The organism is Psychrobacter sp. UBA6291 (assembly GCF_002439405.1).
In the GTDB taxonomy this organism is placed as follows: Bacteria; Pseudomonadota; Gammaproteobacteria; order Pseudomonadales; family Moraxellaceae; genus Psychrobacter; species Psychrobacter faecalis.
Genome location: NZ_DJUD01000057.1, coordinates 12,667 through 31,442 on the forward strand (window position 1 = coordinate 12,667; position 18,776 = coordinate 31,442).

The 18,776-nt window shown below is 42.5% G+C and carries 12 protein-coding genes; 2 read left to right on the forward strand and 10 right to left on the reverse strand.

From position 1 onward, the window contains the following. Positions 1-157: 157 nt before the first annotated feature. On the reverse strand, positions 158-7,984 hold the full coding sequence (locus B3R91_RS09640) for a hypothetical protein (RefSeq protein WP_286797417.1): 7,827 nt from the start codon (positions 7,982-7,984) through the stop codon (positions 158-160). Positions 7,985-8,429: 445 nt separating this feature from the next. Between B3R91_RS09640 and rpmB the strand changes: the two genes are divergently transcribed. Both rpmB and rpmG read left to right on the forward strand, forming a co-directional pair. Then, positions 8,430-8,666: a 50S ribosomal protein L28 gene (gene rpmB, locus B3R91_RS09645; protein WP_057761372.1), complete on the forward strand. Its 237-nt coding sequence runs from the start codon at positions 8,430-8,432 to the stop codon at positions 8,664-8,666. Positions 8,667-8,799: 133 nt separating this feature from the next. Continuing rightward, complete coding sequence (gene rpmG / locus B3R91_RS09650; protein WP_010201403.1) at positions 8,800-8,955, forward strand: 50S ribosomal protein L33; 156 nt, start codon at positions 8,800-8,802, stop codon at positions 8,953-8,955. Positions 8,956-9,130: 175 nt separating this feature from the next. Here the strand turns inward: rpmG and B3R91_RS09655 are convergent, their stop codons facing one another. The 9 genes from B3R91_RS09655 to B3R91_RS09695 form a co-directional block, all read right to left on the reverse strand. Further along, positions 9,131-9,442 carry a hypothetical protein gene (locus tag B3R91_RS09655; protein WP_286797418.1) on the reverse strand — a complete coding sequence of 104 codons (312 nt, stop codon included), beginning with the start codon at positions 9,440-9,442 and terminating at the stop codon, positions 9,131-9,133. 207 nt (positions 9,443-9,649) lie between these two features. Next, positions 9,650-9,961: a hypothetical protein gene (locus tag B3R91_RS09660; protein WP_286797419.1), complete on the reverse strand. Its 312-nt coding sequence runs from the start codon at positions 9,959-9,961 to the stop codon at positions 9,650-9,652. A gap of 119 nt (positions 9,962-10,080) precedes the next feature. Then, the gene (locus B3R91_RS09665) at positions 10,081-10,434 is read right to left on the reverse strand and encodes a hypothetical protein (RefSeq protein WP_191691054.1); all 354 of its coding nucleotides are present in this window, start codon (positions 10,432-10,434) and stop codon (positions 10,081-10,083) included. Between the two features lie 73 nt (positions 10,435-10,507). Continuing rightward, entirely contained in the window at positions 10,508-11,197 is a 690-nt protein-coding gene (rpe, locus tag B3R91_RS09670; protein ID WP_286797420.1) for a ribulose-phosphate 3-epimerase, read from the reverse strand. Positions 11,198-11,317: 120 nt separating this feature from the next. Next, the gene (locus B3R91_RS13500) at positions 11,318-11,572 is read right to left on the reverse strand and encodes a TIGR03643 family protein (RefSeq protein ID WP_349681541.1); all 255 of its coding nucleotides are present in this window, start codon (positions 11,570-11,572) and stop codon (positions 11,318-11,320) included. Positions 11,573-11,952: 380 nt separating this feature from the next. Continuing rightward, complete coding sequence (fghA, locus tag B3R91_RS09680; RefSeq protein WP_286797423.1) at positions 11,953-12,843, reverse strand: S-formylglutathione hydrolase; 891 nt, start codon at positions 12,841-12,843, stop codon at positions 11,953-11,955. Positions 12,844-13,035: 192 nt separating this feature from the next. Continuing rightward, positions 13,036-14,508 (reverse strand): C13 family peptidase, encoded by a 1,473-nt coding sequence (locus B3R91_RS09685; RefSeq protein ID WP_286797425.1) that lies wholly within the window; start codon positions 14,506-14,508, stop codon positions 13,036-13,038. A 252-nt stretch (positions 14,509-14,760) separates the two neighbouring features. After that, positions 14,761-16,767, reverse strand: coding sequence for a molecular chaperone HtpG (gene htpG, locus B3R91_RS09690; protein WP_286797426.1), 2,007 nt, complete (start codon positions 16,765-16,767; stop codon positions 14,761-14,763). A gap of 308 nt (positions 16,768-17,075) precedes the next feature. After that, the gene (locus tag B3R91_RS09695) at positions 17,076-18,596 is read right to left on the reverse strand and encodes a catalase (RefSeq protein WP_414707556.1); all 1,521 of its coding nucleotides are present in this window, start codon (positions 18,594-18,596) and stop codon (positions 17,076-17,078) included. Between the last annotated feature and the right edge of the window lie 180 nt (positions 18,597-18,776).

An 18,776-nucleotide genomic window follows, 5' to 3' on the forward strand; every position in this document is an offset into this window, starting at 1 on the left:
TGGTTAGCAGCATAGGAAACCGACTATTCTAATCGCTTTTGCAGAACTTTGCTGATTGAGTTGCTTGTATTTGGTTATTGAGATTATGAATACAAAAACCCTAGCACAGAGCTAGGGTTTTTGTAAAAACACAACTTAGGATATAGTTATATAAATATCATTCAAGTTTCAATAGTTTAGAGAACCCAAATCCATTATTGATAATGGTAACTGTATCCCCCGTCTTATATGCACTGTCAAAGTCCATAATATATGAGTTGTAACCTTGCTGATGCTTATTAAACGTTATTTTTCCATTCCATAAAATGGAATAATTAGGTGAATAAGGTGATAGTGTTACCTTGGTTTTCCCAGCTTGAGCGTTGATATTTATATTCATACTATCTACACACGAGGCACTACCTGTGCCAAAAGGACTAGCATTGCCGATCCAAGGTGTATTAATGCTTGAACCATTAATAACAAGATCGCTTTCTGCAGAAGGCAGTTGATAGTTAATACTCTGTGTATTTTCACTACCATTTAAGAATGTAGTAGCATCAAACTGTACTTTAACCCAGTTAGAATAACGCATTGGATAGCGAATCTCAAAGTCAGCGCGACCTTCTTCATTGGTGACGAAAGTATATCCATCATCTGATACTGTACCGCCAATAATAGCTACGGGGTTAATAGCTTCAAGCGTACCATTACCATTCTTATCTTCATTTAAAACAGGGTTATTATCTTTGTCTAAAGTATAGTTATAGTTTGAGTCTTCAGTAGACTTCCAGCCAGACTGTAAAAATACAGATGTCTTTTCAGAGAATATTTTCGGGTCTGGCGTAGTTGTAGCGCCTGAAGCTGACACTTCATCAGCAGCTTGATACGTTACTGTGCTGTCTAGCAAGCAAACTCTGCCTTGAGCATATTCCGTTGCATAAGACTTTATAGAGACTTCTTTATTCGGTACAGCACGACCTGCACCATCCATCACAGAAATTGAACCGCGTTTCGTATAATAAATAGTATCAGAAGTCACGACGTTACTAAACGCTAAAGTGGTATATACAGCTTCTTTTGAGACTGTGATGTTAGTTGATGCTTCAAACTTGCCAAATGTTTCATCCAATAAACGTGCATTGATTTTCACACCACCGATAGGAGAACTGGCATTGGCTTTATAGACGACTCGTGCCTCACCTCTGCTATTTGTCACTGCTGTCGCAGCCGACAAACGACCTGCTGAAGAGTCTGACGCACGGCTAAAGACGACGGTTTGACCTTCGACTGGGACATCGTTTTTATCTTTTACCGTGGCCACAATTTCAGTACTACTGCCTGGAGTAATAACAGACTTCACCGCTTGGAATAGCATTTTAGCAGGTGTTGTAGCACGGAAACGTGTATCAACTGTCGTTTGATAACGAGGCTGACCATTGATATTTTCACCGAGAACTGTTGCTTGTAATACAGCAGTACCAGCAAGATTAGATTTTAGCCATACTTTTACGGTAATGATATTGCCTTGAATATCAGTTGCCTTAATAGGCTTAGTTACAATAACCTTATCAGTGAACTTATCTAAATAGTTCGGAATCAAGCTACCAATAGTCGTTTGCACTTCAACTTCTTTACCGACAAGAGTTGCTGCCTGTTCTGCACTATCAGCACGAATTTGAACATTAATTAATTGTGGCTCATCGACATTATAAACGTCTTCAATATTAATAAAGCTGATACCTGCCTGCGAAACCTTAATCAGCTCAATACTATTTAAACTACGCTGAATATTGATACTATTTTCACCCAAAGCGCGAGCAAATACACGTAAGTTACCATTGCTATCAAAGGTCAAATCAGCTTCGTTAATATTAAACACCGCTTGACCATCTGCATTGCTAATAGCAGTTGCACTAGAGTGAATAACATCACCGTTTGCGTCGACCAACTCCATACCAGCATTGGCAATAGCACGTCCTGCACCATCTACTAATGTGGTCGTGATAGTAGTAGAAGCGCCATCTTTTAGATTGGCTTCTGTAGCTGCAATAGTAATCTCTGTACCGATAGCTGATAAGCTTAATGACTTCTCTTCACGCACTTGCATGCTGACCTTGCCATCTGCATCGTATTGCGGTGTCACGATTTTAGCATTAATCACTACGCTATGATTTAGACGCGAATTGATAGAGTTGGCTGCTAGGATGACGCCGACATCGATCTGACCATTAGCATCAGTGGTTACCATACTTGGTGTGGTTAACGCCGCACCACTGGCCTCTAAGTCTTCAATACTTAACTGTACAGGTACTCCTGCCAAGATACCGCCTTTGCTGTCAGTCACACGGAAGGTAGCATTGGTCTGATCACCCCCAGTGTTTAAAGTAGACTTATCAGAGGACGCTATGAGCTGATAACTATCAATCGTAGCAGTATCTACTGCAACGATGTAGTTTTGCTCTAATTTGACGTTTTCGGCTGTTGTCGTAGTCGCCGTTAAGCGAATACCTGCTTCTAAGATAGCTTGGTTAACATTAGCACCGTCTTCTAGTGTTAGGTCAAATGTCGCCAAACCATCACCATTCGTTGTGGCAGTATTATTGGTTACAGTGACGCCAGTTTGTATAGGATCATCTACACTTAAACGAACCTCACGATTGGCGATACTACCCTTTTTATTCTCTACACGCACAAATACTTTAAATGTATCACCCTTCTTATTAACGACTTTATTTGCACCAATCGTTATATTTTCTTGCGTCCCACTTGCATCTGGGGCCATCGTCTCGACAATGCTGGTTTTCGTAGCAATATTATTGTTCTCATCGGTTGCTGAGAATACAACTTTAAAGTTACTGCCGATAAGTTTTTTCTGCTCATCGGTTAGACCAGATGGCACAGCAAGTGTAAAGCTAGCTCTTCCCGACTCATTGGTAGTTTGCGTGCCACTAGTGACTAAGCTAACCCCTTGAGCCGCAATGGCAGCAGGGAGCGCTAGGTAAACTGTCTTGCCTGCAATGACATTGTCTTTACTGTCTTTGGCTATCACCTCAACCTGAGTCTCACCACCGTTTAGATTCAGTTTTTTCGGTGTGATAGCTATCAAGTCAATCGCGGCTTTAGTCGACTGTATATTGAACTGGATTTCTTGTTTCTTACCTGTCAATGTCTCAGTCAAAGTAGCTGTTAGCTTTTGGTTTTTTAGAGCAGATTTTTGCTCTGGGGTTAAGTTACTCGGTACAGTAACGGTAAAGCCTGCTGTGCCTGTAGCGTTGGTACTGACAATATTAGTCGCCGATCCTAACTTACCATTTACAGTTAATAGCTTTGCCAACTCTTCATTAGCAAATTCTAGCTTGATAGGCTGCCCACCGATACTGATGTTGGTGTTTATAGTACTTAGTGCTGCATTAACCACAACCGTATCGCCTTCGCCATTCAATGTATAGAAAGGACGGTTATTGATAAGATTTGGTGGATTTACTACTGTCAAATCAACCACTGGGGTTAAGATATCTACTTTGGTTATAGCAGAAGTATAAGTTTCGCCTTTTTCGACATACGACAGCTGATAATTAATACCAGTAGATTTAAGCTCGGTACGCTCTTTTGCTGTCAGCCCTTCTGGGATAGTAACTATAAACGTCGTCTCACCACTAAAGTCAGTAGTCGCTGACTCTGCATTGACAGTAACACCATAATCGAGTGCAGCTTTACCTAACTGGATAGCAACTGTCTGTCCATTAACTGGCGTTTGCTTGCCTTTATCCAATAGCTTGATACTTATAGTACCGCTACCGCCAAGCTCACTAATTGAAGGCGTAAGAATAGAAGCAAACTCTAAACTCGTTGCTGGCTGTACCACTTTGACAACTGCATCTGTAATTTTAGCGACTGTGCCATCATCATCCGTTAAAGTAACATTGTATTTAATACCTGATGTAATTAGTGCTGTACGTTGTACTGGTGTTAAATCTTGACTAAGGTTAACAGTAAATGCTGCATTGCCAGCTTCATTGGTTGTTTGCTCATTTCCTTGGATACTGACGCCTGCGACATCACTGATCTCAAGTTTAACTTTTTGCCCTACTGCAACATTACCATTAGGACGTTTAGCAGATACTTGAATAGTAAACTGCTTGTCTGTGACAGTCACCACTTTAGGAGAGCTAATCGAAGTAAGTTTAATATCACTTTCGGTTAACTCTGAACTGATTTTTATAGCTGAACTACTGATACTACTACTTGCACCTGAGGCTTCAACAGCTTTGGCAGTTAGCACAAAACCCTTTTGCGCTTCTAGCTTATCTTTCTGTGATTTAGTCAAACCTGCAGGAACACTAACTTTATAACTGACTACGCCTTGAGCATTAGTCGTTTGGGTCGCAGTACTATCTAGAGTAAGTAAGCCAGAATCAATTAGAGCTTTCGGTAGCATTGCTGTGACGCTTTGGTTAGCAATAACCCCACCATTTTTATCATTCACACGGAAGCTAATGACTGCACTACCACCTGAACTTGATAATTGAACTTTATCACTGGTACCAAAATTAATCTGATACTGTGCTGCAGGGATAACCACAGAAGCATTATAATTACTGGTAGTGACACCATCGTTATCAGTCAAGCTCGCGGTATAAGTAATGCCTGACTTCACTAGTGCTTCACGTTGGGCTTGGGTTAAATCTGGGCTTATATCTACGATAAATGTCACATTACCTGATGCATCAGTCTTTTTCTCATCCTCTTTAACAGTAATACCCGTCATCTGAGCAAGGTTTAGCTTGACGACTTTATCAGATGCTGCACTACCATCTTTGCGTTTACCTAATACTTGAATCGTGAACTGGTCTTTTAAAATATTAACAACTTTAGGATTGGTCTCTGATGTTAAGACCGTTAAGCTTTTCTGTATTTTATTACTGACGTTAATAGGCGTACTATTAGCACTAGTAGTAGCTCCTGATGCCTCAATCAGCTTAGCACTCAAGATAAATCCACTGGCTTTTTCTAATGCTGATTTCTGTGTAGGTGATAGCCCAGTCGGAATACGAACGGTATAGTTCACGATACCTTTATCATTTGTTGTTTGATTAGCAGCAGTATCTAAGGTCAACAATCCTGCATCCACTAAAGCTTTTGGCAGGCTTACCGAGACTTTCTGATTGGCTATAACGCCACCGTCTTTATCATTAACTCGGAAACTAATGACAGTACTGCCACCTGAGCTTGATAGCTCTGCATTGCTGCTGCTACCAAAATTGATTTTGTATTCAGCACTAGGCACAGATGCTTTAATACTATAATTTTCAGTGGCAACCCCATCTTCATCAGTCAATGCAACAGTATAGGCAATACCTGCTTTTTCAAATGCCTTACGTTGTTCTAGAGTCAATGCTTGGTCTATATTTACGGTGAACACAGCATTACCAGCACTGTTAGTGACTTGTTCACCACCTTCAATACTAATGCCTTTGACATTATTAATTGCAAGTTTCACAGGCTTACCTGCAGCAGCACTACCATTCGGACGCTTAGCAGATACTTGAATCGTAAACTGGTCTTTTAAAACGTTTACGATGCTAGGAGTGGTTTTTGCAGTCAGGATGGTTTGACTTCTACTAGGGTCTGCAGTCACAGGAATACGATTACTGCTTGTATTGATACTTGCACCTGAGGCTTCTACCAGACGGGCATTTAGGACGAACCCACCTGCTTTTTCAAGTTCTGCTCTTTGTGTAGGAGATAGCCCTGCAGGTATACGAACCGTATAACTTACATTACCTTGAGCATCAGTTGCTTGGTTTGCTGCACTTTCAAGCGTTATAAGCCCTTTTTGAGTCAAGCTACTTGGTAAGCTTGCTGTTACAGTTTGGTTAGCTATTACGCCGCCATTTTTATCATTAACGCGGAAACTTAAAGTAGTTACACCACCTGTACTCAACAGCTTATCAGTACTACTGCTGCCAAAGTTTAGCTTATATTCAGCCACTGGAATGATAACTGGCGCCTTATACTTATTCGTAGCCACGCCATCTTCATCAGTCAAAGTCACGGTATAAGGAATACCAGACTTCACCAAATCTTGACGTTGCTTTTCTGTCAAATCTTGGCTTAAATTGACGGTAAATACTGCGTTGCCTGATGCATCTGTCGTTTGCTGGCTGCCTTGAATACTCACGCCTGTGACATTACTAATAGTCAACTTAACTTCTTTGCCAGCTGCAGCACTACCATCCGGACGCTTACCTGCAACTTGAATTTGGAATTGACTTTTTAGGATGTTTACAGCGCTAGGAATGTTTTTTACATTTAGAATCGTTTCACTTTCAGCAGTTACTTGGATACGTTCACTATTGATACTACTACTAGCTCCTGAAGCTTCAGTAACTTTAGCGGTTAGGACAAAGCCACCGATACTCTCTAATTTTGTTCTTTGAGCGGCTGTCAAACTTGCTGGGACACTCACACTGTAATTCACCATGCCTTTACCATCAGTTACTTGAGTAGCAGCACTATCTAAGTTTAAGAGTCCAGTTTTAATTAAATCCTGAGGCAAGCTGGCAGTGACTTTTTGATTGGCAATTGCTCCGCCATCTTTATCATTGACACGGAAACTGATAATAGCTTCACTACCGAAACTAGAGATTCTATTTTTATTTTTCGTCGCAAACTTTATTTGATACTGAGATTCAGGGATATACGCTTCGTTTCCATATGTATCCATCGTGACTGCACGGTTTGGCTCTGATAAAACCACCGTATAGCTGACGCCTTTTTCTACAATTTCTTTGCGCTGAGCGGCAGTAAGCGTAGGCGCTACAATTAAACTAACAACTGCACTTCCTGTTGCATCAAATGTAAAACTCTCTGTACTAAGCTTAACACCAGTAACTGCATTGTTAAGCTTGATTGTGCCTTTTGCCCCCTTAATAACGGTTGGCACTTTAGAGTTTTTAGCCGTTGCTGTGATAGTTAGCGGCTTCTCATCTCCATAGGCATTAAGCACTACGTCTCTACCTTTCACATCTAAGACATAATCAGAGATAGGCAGGGATACAGTTAAAGTATTTGTTTCTTGCTTGGTGGCACCATTCTGCTCTTGGATACTGATGGCATATGCAATACCTTCACCTTTTAACAGTGCATCACGCTCAACCTTCGAAAGATTTTCATCTATTTTAATAGAGAACGTTGCAATCCCATCCGCATTTGTGACTTTACTACTGCCACCTACGATAGAAACGCCTTTGATATTATCAATACCCAAGCCAACTTTAACATCCTGAACACGGGCACCCTTGCTGTTCTTAGCAATGACGGTCAATTGAGCACTATCACCATAAGGGTTTAGAGCGTTATTAGAGACTGAGCTAGTAGTGAACGAAGTGCTTATATCAAGTTTACTTTCCGTAACTTGTGTGCCATCACCACTACCTTTTTTATTGACTGAAACCTTGAGTTCCTGCGGTGCGACTGCAGTGCCATCTGCTTTGTTAGCAGTCGCCACTAGAGTAAAGCCATTGGCTATCAGTTTATCTTTATCAGCAACTGCTTGCGGATTGAGCTTCAATGCGTATACCGCATTACCATCACTGTCAGTGGTTTGGGTACTCTGACCTTCGATAGTGATACCGTTATTTTCAGAGTCCACTACCTTTAGAGTCACAGCTTTACCAACCATCGCTCCACCAGATACTTTTTCAACAGCTTTAACTGTAACACTAAAAGCTGCTTGATCATCAGACAACTCAATAATAGTAGGCGCTGTGCTCAGTTTTTGGATAAAGAAGTCAGGCTCAATCTCTGGTGTTTGCTCGCCACCGCCATTATTGTTGCCACCACCGTTATTACCACCAGTACCGGGCTGCACTCCTAAATCAGGTGTAGGAGCAATGACATCTGTGCCATCCCCGCCACCACAACCTGCCAATGCTAATGCACAGGTTAAAGAAGTGAGCTGAAATAACTTGGAAGTCAGTGGTAATGAGCTATAGGACATTTTAAAACTCCGTGATGGCAATCATCTATTTAAGTAAAGATACACACACTTACAATAAGAGCAGTTGTATTAACAGATTGTATTAAATATATAACCGCAACTTTACTGACTTTTGTTATAACTTACAACTAAAAAATGCATCTTTACTATTAAATAATCAATCACATAGCGTGTGCAATTCAGGGTATAATAGCTATCGTTTAAAGCAGCGATTATTATAAAAATATTTGAGTATTCATTAGTTTTATGGTATAAATGTCGGCTTTAAAATTTTCTGAATTGGTTTGCCTGTTATTTGCCTTTAGATGACAGTAATATCAGCTCAACCTTCATAATAGTTTTGTTTGGTGCAAAGCTGCCGCTTGCTGTGTCCATGCCGCAAAAACGTGCAACTTGCCCAGACTGGTATGAGAATCCCTCATACCTCATAGATTAGGAGTTCGCCATGTCTAGAGTTTGCCAAGTGACTGGAAAGCGCCCTATGGTGGGTAATAATGTTTCGCACGCAAACAACAAAACCCGTCGTCGCTTTCTACCAAACCTTCATAACCATCGTTTTTGGGTAGAGTCTGAAAATCGTTTCGTACGTCTACGTGTGTCTACCAAAGGTATGCGCATCATTGACAAACTTGGTATCGACAAAGTGTTAGCGGATCTACGCGCACAAGGTCAAAAAGTATAAGTTAAGATCAGCGGCTTGAGTGGTCGATAATTTTCACCTTCCAAGCTGCTTTTTAGCTACCTCATTTGTAGCGACTAACCTTTTTGCACTCGTACCTATCGTTTGAAGACCCCTCATTTACAGGAAAGCTATCATGAGAGATAAAATTAAATTAGTATCAACCGCTGGTACTGGGTATTACTACACCACTACCAAAAACAAGCGCACTATGCCTGGCAAAATGGAAATTAAAAAGTTTGATCCAAAAGTACGCCAGCACGTCATCTTTAAAGAAGCAAAAATCAAATAATTTGTCATTAAATTATTTTGATAAAAAAAAGGGTTTATCAAAAGATAAACCCTTTTTTATTGCCAGTTTTTTGACTCGCCAACCATTTCAACCATACACTATTTTAACCAGCTACTATATTTCGTTCTTACAGATTTAGAAGATATACATTTAGAAGCTATCAGCCTGTTTAGCTTTAGCTATAGTGAGTGGGCTCTTTATCATAGACATGGGCATGCCACTGGCTCATTTGTTTTTGCATAATGACCTGAATCGCAGCATGAATCATATGCTGACCAATCGCTTGGGTATCACTGCCAAGTATCTCTCTAAGCTTATCAGAAAAATCAATGGTCATCAGCGGTGCTTCTTCTTCCTCGGCGTCACGTAACAGCAACCTACCGTCCGCTGCTTCAACCAGCTCCAACGTGGTCTCTTTAGCAAATCCAGCGAATTGGTCGCGACTATCGTTATCTACTTCTATCTCATTATCAATATCGTATGGCATCTATTTTTTCCTTATTATCCCGGTTTACCTCTATAAAAAGGCGCTGATTCATTTATTAAAGCGCGGTTCTTACAAATATACGGGCAAAACTATCTTACTTATACAATGGACGCTTTGCGCCGACAATTCAAGGCCTGACGCGTAAGTCTTTTTGCATAAATGCTCTTTAATACTACTTATCAAGCTTATGAACGAGCTAAATCGCTCTTAACGCCAATAGCGTAATTTCGCTAAGGTAAATAAGAAAGCGACAAACATCCCCAGATAATACATTTGCTTGAGCTCGAGCGACGGGTCGCGATATTTGAACGGTAAGGCTACGGTAGCGGTGGCGGTCGGGATAATGAGCAACATAAGTAGCCAATTTTCAAAGACATGTAGCCAGCCTTGCAGTCCGGTACCATGGCGCAGGTAGGATAAGCCTAAGAGTAAACAGGCGATAATCAGTAAAATAAACAAACTGTTTGGAAGCTCTTTTGGGAAAATGATATCGGTGATTTTCTTAGAGGAAGTAGGCATACTAGCAAGTGTCCAGTCGCATCATAAAGCGCGACTTATTAAAAAGTAGAAATCGATGAATGCCATAAAGACAAAGTTTTAAAAGATAACCATGTTAAAGCGCTAACAGCAGCCAATTATTAACTATAAGTGCCCATTAACCAAAGCATGGCTATACAAGAGGTTAAATAGCCCAAGCTAATAGCATTCCAGCTTGCGATATGCAAACCTTTGAGTTTATTTAAAACGCGCGAACCAAGCCAGAAAAATAGCGGAATACCAATCATAAATGCTGGCACTATCACTGCTGCATGACGCAGCACTTCTCCGACATCATCGCCAATCAGCAGGCGAAAACCATAACCAGCGAGGCTAAGCACCAAGGCAAAAGCTGCCATGCCTATAGTGAGACCCTTAGGTACTAAGCTTGGGGCTTGTTTTTCTTTTATAGGCTCAGGCGATACTGACGAGTTAATGGGCTTTTGCGTGTTCATATTTCACCTTTATAGGGCTTATCGAGTCCATCGTTATAACCTTAACACTCATACTAATAGTTATAAATGGGGATTAATAACCATTTGCCAAGGCTAATTCGGCGCGCATAGCGTCGATGGCAGATTTATAATCTTCTTGATTAAAAATAGCGGAACCGGCGACGAACATATCAGCGCCTGCTTCGGCAATCGCGCGAATATTGCTGGCTTTGATGCCGCCATCTACTTCTAGTCTAATATCGCGACCACTGGTAATAATACGTTGACGAACTTGGCGAACTTTATCTAAGGTACCCTCAATAAACGATTGACCACCATATCCAGGGTTAACGCTCATCAGTAAGATTTGGTCAACCTTGTCCATCACATAATCTAAATAATGCAGTGGCGTTGCGGGGTTTAATACCAAACCGCATTCAGCGCCACCATCTTTAATCAGCTGCAAAGAGCGGTCAATATGGGCGCTGGCTTCTGGGTGGAAGGTGATAATACTCGCACCCGCCTCTAAAAACTGCTCGATCATACTATCGACTGGCGATACCATAAGATGGACATCAATCGGCGCCTCGATACCATAGTCACGCAGCGCCTGACATATCATGCTACCAAAGGTTAGGTTAGGCACATAGTGATTGTCCATCACATCAAAATGGATAATATCAGCGCCCGCCTCCAATACCTTTTCGACCTCTTCACCAAGTCTGGCAAAGTCAGCTGATAAAATAGAAGGCGCGATAAGATAGGGTTTGGCTGGGCTAGTCATAGTTGAACTACCTATTTGGGTTGGTATAAACGTTTAATAAAAAAGTTTTTAATCACTGGGATTGGTATTTAGATACTACATTTAGACGATTCTTTTAAATAAGGCGTTTTAAAAAAAACGTTAGCGCGGTTTATATTGGCTCTTACAATACGCACGACCGACATCAAACGGACGCTTTGTTTGATGCTTGGTCACACGGCTAGTAACGCGCTGACGCCATAGGCGAAAAGACGATGGTTTTAACTCTTGACGCATCAGCTTAATGACTGCGGTCTCATTTAGAGCGTAGCTGTGCTCTATCGCTTCAAACGGCGTACGGTCTTCCCACGCCATCTCTATCACCCGCGATAATTGCACGGCATCAAGCGCATGAATAGCATCTGTATTAGCTGGCTTTGCTTTGCGAGTTTCTGATTTGATATTTTCTTTTTGAACAACACCAACTCGCTGCTTATTTTTTAAAGTTGCCATCATATTAGCCATATCTGCTTGCATGGCCGCCAACGATAATTGAGCCGTCTGCTGTCGGTTAGCCAGATTTGTCTTCGATGGCACTGTTAGCTTATTCATCATAAAACTTACCTTTAAAAAAGTTTTGCCTATTGGCAAGCTCGCTCAATTTTGCACCAATCTATTTTATAACAATAAAGGCGCTTGGTTAAATAATCAGCGTAACCGTCTGTCAAGTTATATGACAGACGATACGCTCAGCTATTAGACGGCTATTATTTGTAGACAGATATTATTGGACAGGCTTAACCCATTTGCGCCATACGCCAGTGGTGTTCGATATGGTCATTAATCACTGTTTGAATAAAATAATAGCTATGATCATGACCGGCCTGATAGCGTAATGTTAATGGCTGCTTGGCCTTTTCACACGCTGCTTGCAGCTTAGGCGTTTGCAGCTGACCTTCTGCCAAAAAATTATCAGCCGCGCCTTGGTCGACCAAAATACTGGCGTACTGCTGGCCGACTTCTACAATCATCTGTGAGGCGTCAGCTTGCGCCCATAGCACCTTATCATCGCCAAAGTACTCTGTATAAGCGGCCTGCCCCCATGCCGACTCACTGGCGGCACAAACAGGTGCTAAGGCGGAGACACTGACAAACTTACTTGGGAACTTAAAGCCCAATAGTAACGCTCCATGACCGCCCATCGAGTGGCCTGTGATGCCGATACTATCAGTCGGAAACTCTGAGCGTAGTAAATCGTATAATTCATCAACGATATAGCTTTGCATATTAAAATGTTCTGCCCAGGGTGCTTGCGTGGCATCGACATAGTAGCTTGCGCCCTGCCCGACAAAATAACGCTCATCGTTTGCGACATCGTGCGCGTCATTACTTCTAGGAGAAGTATCAGGCGCAATAAATATCATGCCAAGCTCGCTACATTTTTGTTGAAAATGCGCTTTATGGGTGACGTTATCGGCATTACAGGTCAAACCCGAGAGATATAAAACAGCCGGACAACGGCGCCCAGCCAGCGCTTCATCTGGCAGATAAATACTAAAGGTCATCGGCGTTTTGGTCGCGGTGGACTCATGACAATAATAATGCTGCTCGCCATCGAAGCAGCGATTGACGCTGATTTGCTCAATCTTTGAGTTGGTAGATAAACTGTGTTTATAAGAATTATTCATAAGTGATATCCTTTTTATCCGAGATAAAACAAGCGCTGAGTGACAACTGCCCATCTTTACTATTAGCAAGCAAACCGTTAGAGACAAGCAATTAAGTAAAGTCAATTAAAGACAGTCAGTCACTCGAGTAGTATTTTAAAAATTCAAAAAGCGCGCCTTAGTAGCGACATAAATCTAATTTATCAGCAGCCCTTAGTCATTTTCAGGCAGATTATCGATTGCGTTTGCCGTATCAGGAGCTTGAGTAACCTTAACAGAATTCGGCTGATTAGTCATACTAGCGAGTGCTGGACGAGTTTTAGCAAACAACACTTGCTCAAATGCTGGCAGCGCGGTTTCCATTAAGCTACCAATGACCATCTGCGGCTCTGATGGCTCAAAACCCATATAAAGCTCACGTTCTTGAACGCGGTAAGCGGCGTCTTTAAATGCATCAGAAAAACTGGTGTTTTCGCGCAAACTCTCCGCAAAGAAGGCCTGTCCAAAGTAAGTCATCTCAGCACTATTGGTGCAGCCAAATGACATTTTATCAGCGGCGGAGGCGGTAATAATTACCGTTGTTGGTGATGCCAATTCATCGATAAATGAGCCTGAATAGCACGCCGACACCACAATCACTCGCCAGCGGATACCGGACGCATCTAACGCTTCACGCAGCCATGTGGCATCTAAATTATCCATCGCTAATGGTGGATTTGCCAGTTGAATAACATTCTCATCACCATGTGACGATAGGGTAAGAAATAATACATCTTCATCAGCATTCATTTGCTGACCGATGGTTTTTAACCCGCGCAAAATACTGGTTTTTGTCGCAATTGGCTCATCTAGCCACGTATAGTTATTATTAATCAATGCCAGCGAATGGCCACTGGTACCAAAGCGCACGTCAAACAATTCACGCACTTTATTAATCTCAGAACGAAAGACATTTTGGTCTGAGAATCCTGCCACGCCCATAAAATACCAGTCGCTTTTACCGGGTATACTCGGGTCGATACGGTCTAAAGCTTGCTGCAATAATCGCGGCTGCTCGTACAAAGCCGCTTCTTCTAGTACTGGCTCAACAGGAATTTGCTTAAATATCGGCTGGTCGGCGACGTTGCGCTGCCAAATGGTCAATAATGCCACTGCCCCTACTAAGACGATGATTCTCTCCCACCAAGAAATGCGCAGGCGACGGAAAAATATCCATAATAAAGCGAGTGTCTGCCATAAAAACAGCACTAAAAATAAAATAGGTAAAAAAGAATAACTCCAACTTGGCAACCACCCATAGCTGCCAAAAAACTGTACCAGGCTTTGCAGTAACGCTGATAGCGTATCAGCAACCAGCCATAAAATGACAGGCACAAAAACCAGCGCTTGGTTACCAGCGCGGCGAGCTAAAATAATACCGCCGAGCAAAATAATCATCGGCCAAATTAAATAGCTGACCAATCCTTGCTCATTAAAGACGCTACCATTTGCGGCGGCTAACCACGAGAATAGGACATTACTACCCAGTGCCAATATGGCGAATACCGCAAACTGGATAAAGGTGGGTTTTACCCAAGAGAACGCCCGCGTCGACCCGACCAGCATCCACAAGGTGGCAATAATATTGGCCGCGAAATTGAGCGAGAAGCGCTGAAGCGATACGGTTTTTAATGACGCAAGTGACAAAGACTTAGACCTCTAGCCAGTCGAGAGAAATAACGCCAATTTATTATTATTTGACGATAAAATAGGATTGAAAAGCGAGAAATCTAACTTAATATTTTAGCTCGCTAATCTATCGCGATTGTAACGGATTGTCGCTCAAGAGGATAAGGCTGATTTGTAAAAACTGCCGAAAAATTACTCTAAACGTTGATTGACAATCCATTAAAAAAGGAGGCCTTAAAATCAAGACCTCCTTTTATTAAGCAGCAATTATTATCGCATCAATAGCTCATTGACGCGTTTTAGATAAGCGGCTGGATCTTCTAGTTGACCGCCATCGGCAAGTAACGCTTGGTCAAAAATGACCTGCGCCAGCTTGTCAAAATTGTCGTCAGACTGCTCGCTACTCTCTAACTTTTTAATCAGTGGATGGTCAGGATTGACCTCAAGCGTTGGTTTGCTTTCTGGTACATCTTGACCCATTTGCTTCAGCATCTGAATCATTTGCGGTGACAGCTCACCTTCACCAATGACTAGACACGCTGGACTATCAACCAAACGCGTTGAGACTTTAACGTCTTTTGCGCGCGCGCCAAGTACCGTTTTTAGCTTATCAACGACAGGCTTCATGGTCTCTTGCGCTTTTTCAGCTTCAGCTTTTTCGGCTTCGTCCTGCAAGTCGCCTAAATCAACCGCACCCTTAGCAATATTTTGTAGCGGCGTGCCATCAAATTGGGTCAAGAAGTTCATCGCCCATTCATCAACACGGCTGGTCATCAAGATAACTTCGATGCCTTTTTTCTTAAACAGCTCAAGCTGCGGACTGTTTTTAGCAGCTGCTAAATTATCCGCCGTCAGATAATAGATGGCTTTTTGACCGTCAATCATACGACCTTTATAATCTTCAAAGCTGATCTCAACCTTGTCGTTGGTGCTAGTGGCATAACGCAGCAATTTGGCAATACGCTCTTGATTGCCCATATCCTCGCCAAGGCCTTCTTTAATCACATCGCCAAATTCGCTATAGAATTGGGCAAATTTTTCTTGTTTATCGCTATCTTCGCTGTTAGCAAGGCTCGCTAGCAAGGTCAAAATACGGCGCGCGTTACCATCTCGGATAGATTTAACATCGCGCGATTCTTGCAAGATTTCGCGGCTGACGTTAAGCGGCAGATCCGCTGAATCAATGACCCCTTTCACAAAACGCAAATACATCGGCAGCAATTGCTCAGCATCGTCCATAATAAAGACGCGCTTCACATAAAGCTTTAAGCCGTGCTGCTGCTCACGCGTGTATAAATCCATCGGCGCTTTTTTCGGAATATATAAAAGCTGGGTATACTGAACGCGACCTTCAACGCGGTTGTGTGTCCATGTTAGCGGCGCATCCATGTCATAAGTGATGTTTTTATAAAAATCGACATACTCATCATCTTCAACCTCAGATGCTGAGCGGGTCCAAAGCGCACTGGCTTTGTTAATGGTTTCCCACTCGTCGGTCAAGACCATCTGACCGCCTGCTGGCGCGTCACTGTCGTCGCCCTCTTCTTTCACATCTTCTTGCCAGACTTCTTTACGCATCTGAATCGGCAAGCTAATATGGTCTGAGTACTTATTGACCAAACGCTTGATTTTGCCGCGGTCTAGATAATTATCTTCGCCTTCGCTGTACTCTTCTTTTAGATGCAAAGTAATGCTGGTACCGCGCGTCTCTTTGGTAATTGGCTCAACGGTAAAGCTACCGGTGCCGTCTGAAACCCAGCGTACACCTTTATCGGCAGGCTCGCCCGCTTTTCGTGACTCAACGCTAATGGTATCAGCCACGATAAATCCAGAGTAAAAACCAACCCCAAATTGACCAATTAATTGTCCATCTTGCTTTTGCGATTCAGACAATTTGTCGAGGAAAGCCTTAGTACCAGATTTGGCAATCGTTCCTAAGTTTTCGATGGCGTCGGCTTCATTCATACCGATGCCGTTATCGATAAAGGTAATGGTTTTGGCATCTTCATCGACAGCGATACGAATCTTTAACTCGCCGTCATCTTCATAAAGACTGTCGTCATTGGTCGCTTCAAAGCGCAATTTGTCGCAAGCGTCCGATGCGTTCGAAACCAATTCACGCACAAAAATATCGGCATTAGAATAAAGCGAATGCGTCACCAAATGCAGCAGCTGCGCCACTTCTGCTTCAAAACTGTGTTTTTTTAATTCTGGGCTGTCTTTATTAATGTTGATGTCATTAGCGTTTTTATTATCCGCTTGGGTCTGTTCACTCATAAAAACTCCTATTATTGATACCAAAAATGCTGTTACCAGCACGCATAAATCACAAATTTTCAAATACTAGCAGTTTAGCCAATTTGATTACCCAATCTAATTACTAAATTTGATTAGCAAGAAGGCGCTGTAAATACTGCTAGGCTGCCTAATCAGATAGGGGCACGGGTAAAAATTTCAAGATCAAATAGGCTAAACTAAGCTAAAAAAATAATTAAGCATAAAAAAAACCGCCCCAGTTTCCTAAGGCGGTGTTTTTAGATAAATATAGAGCAGCTAAATTCTATCGTTTTTATTTTCTACAGAGATTATAAACAGCTAGGTAAATGACGAGCAGGATCATTCTCACGTGCTGCCATAGCGTCTTCAACGCTCATGCCAAGGGCTTTGGCAACGCCTACGCCATAAGCAGGGTCGCACCAGTTACAGTTGCGAATATGACGATATTTAATAAAATCAAGCGCATCACCCATCGCGCGGGCGGTATTATCAAACAACACTTGCTTTTGCTCATCATTCATCAGGTTAAACAGTGCGCGCGGCTGGCTAAAATAATCACTATCGTCTTCACGGAAATCGTAATGCGCTGCGTAGCCATCAATCTTTAACGCTGGCTCAGCGTACTGCGGCTGATCTTGCCACTGCTCAAAGCTGTTTGGCGTATAGTGTGGACGGCCACCGTAGTTATCATCGACACGCATTTGACCGTCGCGGTGGTTACTGGTCACCGGACAACGAGGTTTATTTACTGGGATCTGCTTGTGATTGACACCAACGCGATAACGCTGAGCATCGGCGTAGCTAAAGAGACGCGCTTGTAGCATACGGTCTGGTGAGGCACTGATGCCAGTCACGAGATTGTTCGGCGCAAAAGCCGCCTGCTCGACGTCTAAGAAATAATTGTCTGAGTTTTTATTAAGCTCAATCTCGCCAACCTCAATCAGCGGATAATCCCCTTTTGGCCATACCTTGGTTAAGTCAAACGGATGGTAAGGTACTTTATCGGCATCGGTTTCTGGCATGATTTGCACGTACATTTTCCACTTCGGAAAATCGCCATTGTCGATGGCATTGAGCAAATCTTCTTGATGGCTTTCACGATTCGAGGCGATGATTTCAGCGGCTTCGGCATCGGTTAAGTTTTTGATACCTTGCTGAGTACGGAAATGAAATTTGACCCAAAAACGCTCATTGTCGCTATTGATAAAGCTATACGTATGCGAGCCAAAGCCGTGCATATGTCTATAAGACGCTGGGATACCGCGATCGCTCATGGTAATGGTGACTTGGTGCAAAGATTCGGGCAATAACGTCCAAAAGTCCCAGTTATTGGTTGCCGAACGCATATTGGTACGTGGGTCACGCTTGACCGCTTTGTTTAAATCTGGAAATTTGCGCGGGTCACGAACGAAAAATACCGGCGTATTATTACCGACCAAATCCCAAATACCTTGCTCGGTATAGAATTTTAGGGCAAAACCGCGAATATCACGCTCAGCATCAGCGGCCCCGCGCTCACCTGCGACTGTACTAAAGCGCGCAAACATCTCCGTTTGCTTGCCCACTTCGCTAAAAATATCAGCACGCGTATATTGAGTAATGTCATTGGTGACGGTAAAAGTACCGAACGCGCCCGAACCTTTGGCGTGCATACGGCGCTCTGGAATAACCTCTCGGTTTAAATCAGCGAGCTTTTCGTTAAGCCATAAATCCTCTGCGAGTAGAGGACCGCGTTTACCAGCGGTTTTGCTATTTTCATTATCAACCACTGGCGCGCCATTACTCATGGTCAACGGCGTCATATCGTAAGGGCATTTTTTATCGTTCATATCGTTCATATCGTTCATGGCCATATTCCTTTAGTTATCGTTGTTGCAAGGATAAAGTGAAAGGTAACCTTCACTATCAAAACCCATCCTAGCAGTTTTGAATCACCTTGCCTCGTTGTGGTATTCCATTACAACCGATTTTTAATTATTTGTATAATAAATTAATCACATACTTTTGAT

Bases quoted from the DNA above. Each gene is read 5' to 3' on its own strand.
- rpmB (WP_057761372.1), top strand. From the start codon at position 8,430: ATGTCTAGAGTTTGCCAAGTGACTGGAAAGCGCCCTATGGTGGGTAAT.
- B3R91_RS09695 (WP_414707556.1), bottom strand. From the start codon at position 18,596: ATGAACGATAAAAAATGCCCTTACGATATGACGCCGTTGACCATGAGT.
- B3R91_RS09665 (WP_191691054.1), bottom strand. From the start codon at position 10,434: ATGAACACGCAAAAGCCCATTAACTCGTCAGTATCGCCTGAGCCTATA.
- B3R91_RS09655 (WP_286797418.1), bottom strand. From the start codon at position 9,442: ATGCCATACGATATTGATAATGAGATAGAAGTAGATAACGATAGTCGC.
- htpG (WP_286797426.1), bottom strand. From the start codon at position 16,767: ATGAGTGAACAGACCCAAGCGGATAATAAAAACGCTAATGACATCAAC.
- B3R91_RS09660 (WP_286797419.1), bottom strand. From the start codon at position 9,961: ATGCCTACTTCCTCTAAGAAAATCACCGATATCATTTTCCCAAAAGAG.
- fghA (WP_286797423.1), bottom strand. From the start codon at position 12,843: ATGAATAATTCTTATAAACACAGTTTATCTACCAACTCAAAGATTGAG.
- B3R91_RS09640 (WP_286797417.1), bottom strand. From the start codon at position 7,984: ATGTCCTATAGCTCATTACCACTGACTTCCAAGTTATTTCAGCTCACT.
- rpmG (WP_010201403.1), top strand. From the start codon at position 8,800: ATGAGAGATAAAATTAAATTAGTATCAACCGCTGGTACTGGGTATTAC.
- rpe (WP_286797420.1), bottom strand. From the start codon at position 11,197: ATGACTAGCCCAGCCAAACCCTATCTTATCGCGCCTTCTATTTTATCA.